General features: G+C 69.4%; 7 protein-coding genes. 6 read left to right on the top strand and 1 reads right to left on the bottom strand.

What is annotated here, in order from left to right; genetic code table 11:
* Positions 1-154 precede the first annotated feature (154 nt).
* A complete protein-coding gene (locus VIM19_02390; protein HEY5183760.1) occupies positions 155-598 on the top strand; it encodes a hotdog fold thioesterase in 444 nt (147 codons plus the stop codon).
* A gap of 6 nt (positions 599-604) precedes the next feature.
* Here the strand turns inward: VIM19_02390 and VIM19_02385 are convergent, their stop codons facing one another.
* Positions 605-1,177, bottom strand: a complete 573-nt coding sequence (locus tag VIM19_02385; protein HEY5183759.1) for a GNAT family N-acetyltransferase — start codon at positions 1,175-1,177, stop codon at positions 605-607.
* A 166-nt stretch (positions 1,178-1,343) separates the two neighbouring features.
* Between VIM19_02385 and VIM19_02380 the strand changes: the two genes are divergently transcribed.
* The 5 genes from VIM19_02380 to VIM19_02360 all read left to right on the top strand — a co-directional run bounded on the left by VIM19_02380 (position 1,344) and on the right by VIM19_02360 (position 6,304).
* Positions 1,344-2,111, top strand: coding sequence for a DUF554 domain-containing protein (locus VIM19_02380; protein ID HEY5183758.1), 768 nt, complete (start codon positions 1,344-1,346; stop codon positions 2,109-2,111).
* Between the two features lie 134 nt (positions 2,112-2,245).
* Positions 2,246-3,508, top strand: a complete 1,263-nt coding sequence (locus tag VIM19_02375; GenBank protein ID HEY5183757.1) for a branched-chain amino acid ABC transporter permease — start codon at positions 2,246-2,248, stop codon at positions 3,506-3,508.
* Positions 3,509-3,526: 18 nt separating this feature from the next.
* A complete protein-coding gene (locus VIM19_02370; GenBank protein ID HEY5183756.1) occupies positions 3,527-4,519 on the top strand; it encodes a branched-chain amino acid ABC transporter permease in 993 nt (330 codons plus the stop codon).
* Positions 4,509-5,480 carry an ABC transporter ATP-binding protein gene (locus tag VIM19_02365; protein HEY5183755.1) on the top strand — a complete coding sequence of 324 codons (972 nt, stop codon included), beginning with the start codon at positions 4,509-4,511 and terminating at the stop codon, positions 5,478-5,480. Before VIM19_02370 ends, VIM19_02365 begins: the two co-directional genes overlap by 11 nt.
* Entirely contained in the window at positions 5,477-6,304 is an 828-nt protein-coding gene (locus VIM19_02360) for an ABC transporter ATP-binding protein (protein HEY5183754.1), read from the top strand. The genes VIM19_02365 and VIM19_02360 overlap by 4 nt, the downstream gene beginning before the upstream one ends.
* Positions 6,305-6,339 lie beyond the last annotated feature (35 nt).

The raw sequence follows: 6,339 nt of genomic DNA, 5'->3' as shown, positions 1-6,339 counted from the left end.
AAGAGGCTCTCGACACCCCGCTCAGCCCGCCAGATCTCTCCAACGAACCGGGGTCTGCTACTGGGCGCTCCGGTACCTACCCAGGCGGGACTCACACCCGCAGGCCTGATCCAACTTTCAGGACGCACCACGGGCCCGATCCTAGGCTGCTGGCATGACAACTTCCGACGACGAATTCCTCCGCTTCGTGACCGAGCAGCCCGCGGCACTCCACCAGCGCATGGGCATCGAGATCACCGAGGCGACGCTGGAGCGGGTCGCGGGCACCATGGCCGTCGAGGGGAACACCCAGCCCTACGGGCTCCTGCACGGCGGGGCGTCGGTCGTGCTTGCGGAGAGCCTCGGCTCGATCGGGTCGGCGCTGCACGCGGGCCCCGGCCGGATCGCCGTGGGCATCGAAATCAACGCCAGCCACCACCGGTCGGTCACCTCGGGCACCGTCACCGGCGTGGCCACGCCCGTCTCGGTCGGTCGCACCCTGGCCACCTGGCAGGTGGAGATCACGGACGAGGCGGGACGGCGGCTGTGCACCGCGCGGATCACCTGCCTGCTGCGGGACGCACCGGGGTCCGCAGCGAACGCCCGACCGGAGTCCTGACGCCACTCAACCGGAGGCGGGGCCGCGCAGCACCGACCGACGGCGGGCCAGCACCCTGGCCAGCTGCCGGGAGACGACCGGCTCCGGCTCCAGCTTGCGCCGCAGACCAGCCGTCGACGCGACCCGCCGCATCACCAGCGGGCTGAACCCGAGCCGCGCGTAGAAGCGCTGCGCCTCGCGAAGCTGCGGCAGCACGCCCACACCCACGTGCTCGGCCCCGCTCTCCTCGGCGAAGGCCACGGCGGCGCTCATCAGGGCATGCCCGACGCCTCGGTTGTTCCGGCCGGGGCGCACGTGCAGGTAGTCGATCTGCACCATGGGGTCGTCGTGGAAGGGGCCCATCGGGCGCGCCTGGAACACCGCGGCGCCGACGACCTCGCCGTCCAGCTCGGCGATCAGCAGGCGGCAGCCCGCCATCCCCCGGATGGCCGCCAACCGGTCGACCAGCCGCTTCTCCGTCGACGCTGGCGCGAGTGACCCGTTACGACCGCTCGCCTGCCGCAGCTCCTCCCACATGTCGAGGAGCGCGGGAACGTCGGAATCTCGGGGAGCACGGACCACCACGTGGGCGCGCGACATTATTCCTCCCTGTCAAGTACTCACCCGCACGATGCCAGAACCAGCCGGTCCCCCGGAACTCTCACCGACCCAGTAGCCTCCCTGATCGGCGACCGCAGCCGCGAGCCTACGACCAGGCGTGCCGGCCGCGCACTCAGACGGTCGAATTCGATCATAAGGAGCCAGCGTGTTCCCCGGGGCCGGCACCGTGCTCAACGTGGCGACCATCCTGGTCGGGTCGGCGATCGGCGTGGCGCTCGGCCATCGCCTGCCGCAACGGGCCCGGGATGTCGTCACGGACGGGCTCGGGCTGGTGACGCTGATGATCGCGGTCCTCAACGCGGCCTCGGTCCTCGACCCCACGTTCCGAGCGGCCGTGGGCAGCGGCGGGCCAGTCCTCGTGGTGCTCGGCTCGATCCTGATCGGCGGCCTGGTGGGATCGCTGCTCCGCTTGGAGAGCCGGCTCGAAGGGCTGGGCGGCCGGCTGCAGCAGCGCCTCGGGGCGCGCTCGGGCAGCGAGACCGACCCCGGCGGCAGCGACACCCGCCGCCGGTTCGTCGAGGGCTTCGTCACCGCGTCCCTGGTCTACGTCATCGGCCCCCTGGCGATCCTGGGCTCGCTGTCCGACGGGCTGGGACGCGGCATCGACCAGCTGGCCCTCAAGGCCACCCTGGACGGGTTCGCCTCGATCGCCTTCGCGGCCAGCCTGGGCTGGGGGGTGGCGGCGGCAGCGCTGTCCGTGGCCGTCGTCCAGGGGGGGTTCACGCTCGTGGCGGTGCTCGCCGGCGGCCTCCTGCCCGACTCCGGGATCGCCGCGCTGACCGCCACCGGCGGGCTGCTGCTCGTCGGAGTCGCTCTGCGGCTGCTGCGGATCCGGCCGCTGCCGGTGGGCGACCTGCTCCCCGCGCTGGTCGTGGCACCTCTGCTCACGGCGCTGGTCGCTGCAGTCCGGTAACACCTGGCCAACCTGGTATCGGATTGCGTGATCTCAGGGCGCGATTGGGTCTAGGGTTTCGCAGACCCGTAGGGGGCAGTCGCCGAGCGCCTGGTCGGAGCTGTCGCGACCCCCACGAGCGACAGGAGCACTGCGTGCCCAGACGTGCCGCGGCCTTCCTCGCCGCGCTGATCGGCGCAGCAGCGATTCTGCTCGGCGGACCACTGGCGGCCGCCCACGCGGCGGGTGAGTCGATCGGCGGCCGGGTCATCGACGCGGACAAGAAGCCGGTCCAGGGGGCCGAGATCGCCATCAAGGGCGAGGGCTTCTCGAAGACGGTCACCACGGACGCCAAGGGGAGCTTCAACCTGCCGGTCCCCGGTGCTGGCAACTACACGGTCAAAGTCACCGGCGGCCTGCCGAGCGGTCAGCACCCCGACCGGACCGACCTCGTCGTCAACGTGCCCGCCGGCCAGACCAGTTTCGTCATCATTCCGCTCACCAAGGGCCCCGGAACGGGAGTCACTACCGCGTCGAAGTGGAGCCAAGCACCCCAGCTGGTCTGGGAAGGCATCGTGCTGGGCCTGATCATCGCCCTCGCGGCGGTGGGCCTCTCCCTGATCTATGGGACGACCGGCCTGACCAACTTCGCCCACGGTGAGCTGGTCACTCTTGGTGGCCTGGTCACCTATTTCCTCAACGTCCTGCTGAACATCCCGTTCATCCTCGCCGGGGCGCTGGGCGTGCTGATCTGTGGCGTCTTGGGCGGCGTGCAGGACGCCCTGTTCTGGCGCCGGCTGCGCAAGCGCGGCACTGGACTCATCGCCATGCTGGTCATCTCGATCGGCTTGTCCATCTTCCTGCGGTACTTCTACCTCTACTTGTTCGGAGGGGCGAACCGCCCCTACGCGCAGTACCAGGGCCAAGCCGGCATCGACGTCGGACCGATCGCGATCACCCCGCGGGCCCTGGTCAGCAGCATCGTGGCGATCATCGTGATCGTGCTCACTGGGCTGTGGCTGCTGCGTACCCGCATCGGCAAGGCCACCCGGGCCGTGTCGGACAACCCGGCGCTCGCGGCAGCGTCCGGGATCGACGTCGAGCGGGTGATCAACGTGGTCTGGATCCTCGGGGGCGGGCTGGCCGCGCTGTCCGGCGTGATCCTGGGGCTGACCCAGCAGGTGAGCTTCCAGATGGGCTTCCAGATCCTGCTGCTCGTCTTCGCCGGGGTCACGCTGGGTGGACTCGGGACGGCCTTCGGAGCGCTCGTCGGCTCTCTGATCGTCGGCCTGCTCATCCAGGTCTCGACGCTCTTCGTGCCCCCCGAGCTGAAGAACCTGGGCGCGCTGGCGATCCTGATCATCATTCTCCTCGTCCGGCCCCAGGGCATCCTGGGCCGCCGCGAGCGAGTCGGCTGACGGCGGAGAGGGGCCGACATGGACTGGGGCAACATCCTCAGCAACTCGCTGATCGCCGCCGTGGGCGTCCAGGCCGTCATCTACGCGCTGGCGGCCATCGGGCTCAACGTGCACTTCGGCTACACCGGGCTGCTCAACTTCGGGCAGGCCGGGTTCCTCGCTGTGGCCGCGTACGGCCTCGCCGCCTCGGTGGCCACCTGGGGGCTGCCGCTGTGGGTCGGGGTGGTGGTGGGCCTCATCGGCGCCGTCATCCTCGCGCTGCTGCTCGGTGCTCCGACGCTGCGGCTGCGAGCCGACTACCTCGCCATCGTGACCATCGCGGCGGCCGAGATCCTGCGGCTGATCGCCCGGTCGGTCACCTTCCGCAAGTGGCTCGGCGGATCCGACGGCCTCAACCGCTTCGCTGACGACTTCTTCAAGCTGAACCCCTACAGCCAGCCCGAGTACACCTTCGGGCCACTCACGTTTAGCCAGAACGACATGTGGACGATCACCGTCGGCTGGACGCTGGTGGCCCTGACCTCGCTCGTCGTGTGGACCCTCATGCGCAGCCCGTGGGGCCGGGTGCTCAAGGCGATTCGCGAGGACGAGGACGCGGTGCGCAGCCTCGGCAAGAACGTCTACGGCTACAAGATGCAGAGCCTGATCCTCGGTGGCGTGCTCGGCTCATTCGGCGGCTTCATCTTCGCCGTCGGCAACCAGTCCGTGCAGGCGGACAACTACGGCACCGAGCTGACGTTTTTCGCCTACGCGGTGCTCATCCTCGGTGGCGCGGCCCGGATCCTCGGCCCGATCGTCGGCTCGATCATCTTCTGGGCCGCGCTGGCCTTCACCGACAACTTCCTCACCCAGGCGGTTGCCGCTGGCGTCATCCCGACCTGGATCATGGACACCCAGCAGGTCGGCGCCGTCCGGTTCATGCTGGTCGGGCTGGGGCTCATGCTCCTCATGATCTTCAGACCGCAAGGGATCTTCGGCGACAAGAGGGAGATCGCACTCGATGCCCGCTGACGCACCCGCCACCACCCGGCGCGACCAGGCGGTCGCCGCCCTGGCCGACGTACCGCGGGTCCCCGGCGCCCCGAAACCGGACCCGATCCTGGTGGCAGACGGGATCACCCGGACCTTCGGCGGCCTCACCGCCGTCGACGTCGACCACGTCGAGATCCAGCGCGGCGCCATCACTGCCCTGATCGGGCCCAACGGCGCCGGCAAGACCACCTTCTTCAACCTGCTGACCGGGTTCGACCAGCCCGACCAGGGCAAATGGTCGTTTAACGGCAGGCCACTGGCCGGTGTGCCGCCGCACAAGGTGGCCCGGATGGGCATGGTGCGCACCTTCCAGCTCACCAAGGCGCTGTCCAGGCTCACCGTGCTGGAGAACATGCGGCTGGGCGCCACCGACCAGAAGGGCGAGCGGTTCCTCACCGCGCTGCTGCCGATGCTCTGGCGTGCTCAGGAGCAGAAGGTCACCGAGCGGGCCCAGGACCTGCTGACCCGCTTCAAGCTGCACGAGAAGAGCGAGGACTTCGCCGGCAGCCTCTCGGGCGGCCAGCGCAAGCTGCTCGAGATGGCGCGGGCGCTCATGGTCGAGCCCGAGATTGTGATGCTGGACGAGCCGATGGCCGGCGTTAACCCGGCGCTGACCCAGTCCCTGCTCGGCCATGTCAAACAGCTGCGCGAGGACGGCATGACGGTGCTGTTCGTCGAGCACGACATGGACATGGTGCGCGACATCAGCGACTGGGTCGTCGTCATGGCCGAGGGCCGCGTCATCGCGGAGGGTCCCCCTGACTCGATCATGGCGGACCAGTCCGTGGTCGACGCCTACCTCGGGTCGCATCACGACGCCCCCTTGACCATCGAGGACGAGCAGCGGCAGCTGGCCGAGGACGAGGATCAGCTGCGGCACGGTGACGCCGGGTACACCGGCCCGCCGAGCGAACAGCCGGACGAAGGACACCCGACATGACCATGGACCCGCACGAGCGCGAACGTGAGCTCGACCTTGACGCAGCGGCGCGCACCGGCGCCCGGGTGATCAGCGACCGTAGCGAGCACTCGGCCGAGGCTGCGGGCGCCCTGGTGGTCGCTGACGAGCTGGTGGCCGGCTACCTGCCGGGCGTCACCATCCTGAACAGCTGCGACTTCTACGCCAAGCGAGGCGAGCTGGTCGGCATCATCGGCCCGAACGGGGCCGGCAAGTCGACTCTGCTCAAGGCCCTCTTCGGACTGGTCAAGGTCACCACCGGGACCGTGACACTGGCCGGTGAGGACATCACCGGGCTGAAGGCGAACAAGCTGGTCCACAAGGGCATCGGGTTCGTCCCCCAGACCAACAACGTGTTCCCGAGTCTCACCATCGAGGAGAACCTGCAGATGGGCTTGTACCAGGCCCCCAAGCGGTTCGCCGAGCGATTCGAGTTCGTCGCCGGCCTCTTCCCCGCCCTCGCGGACCGGCGCAAACAGCGCGCCGGATCCCTGTCCGGTGGGGAGCGGCAGATGGTGGCGATGAGCCGGGCGCTGATGATGGAGCCTTCGGTGCTGCTGCTGGACGAGCCGTCGGCGGGGCTCTCGCCCGTCATGCAGGACGAGGTCTTCATCCGCACCAAGCAGATCAACCGGACCGGAGTCACGGTGATCATGGTGGAGCAGAACGCCCGGCGCTGCCTGCAGATCTGCGACCGGGGCTACGTCCTGGACCAGGGCCGCAACGCCTACACCGGCACCGGCTCCGAGCTCGCCAACGACCCCAAGGTCATCGAGCTGTACCTGGGCACCCTGGCGAAGGCCTGACAGGGGGCTCGACCACTCCAGGCGTACAACAGCGG

Source organism: Actinomycetes bacterium (assembly GCA_036510875.1).
Taxonomy (GTDB): domain Bacteria; phylum Actinomycetota; class Actinomycetes; order Prado026; family Prado026; genus DATCDE01.
The sequence above is the reverse complement of the archived record's forward strand: the minus strand, read 5'-3'. Positions and strand labels throughout refer to the sequence as shown.

Bases quoted from the DNA above. Each gene is read 5' to 3' on its own strand.
- VIM19_02390 (HEY5183760.1), top strand. From the start codon at position 155: ATGACAACTTCCGACGACGAATTCCTCCGCTTCGTGACCGAGCAGCCC.
- VIM19_02385 (HEY5183759.1), bottom strand. From the start codon at position 1,177: ATGTCGCGCGCCCACGTGGTGGTCCGTGCTCCCCGAGATTCCGACGTT.
- VIM19_02370 (HEY5183756.1), top strand. From the start codon at position 3,527: ATGGACTGGGGCAACATCCTCAGCAACTCGCTGATCGCCGCCGTGGGC.
- VIM19_02365 (HEY5183755.1), top strand. From the start codon at position 4,509: ATGCCCGCTGACGCACCCGCCACCACCCGGCGCGACCAGGCGGTCGCC.
- VIM19_02360 (HEY5183754.1), top strand. From the start codon at position 5,477: ATGACCATGGACCCGCACGAGCGCGAACGTGAGCTCGACCTTGACGCA.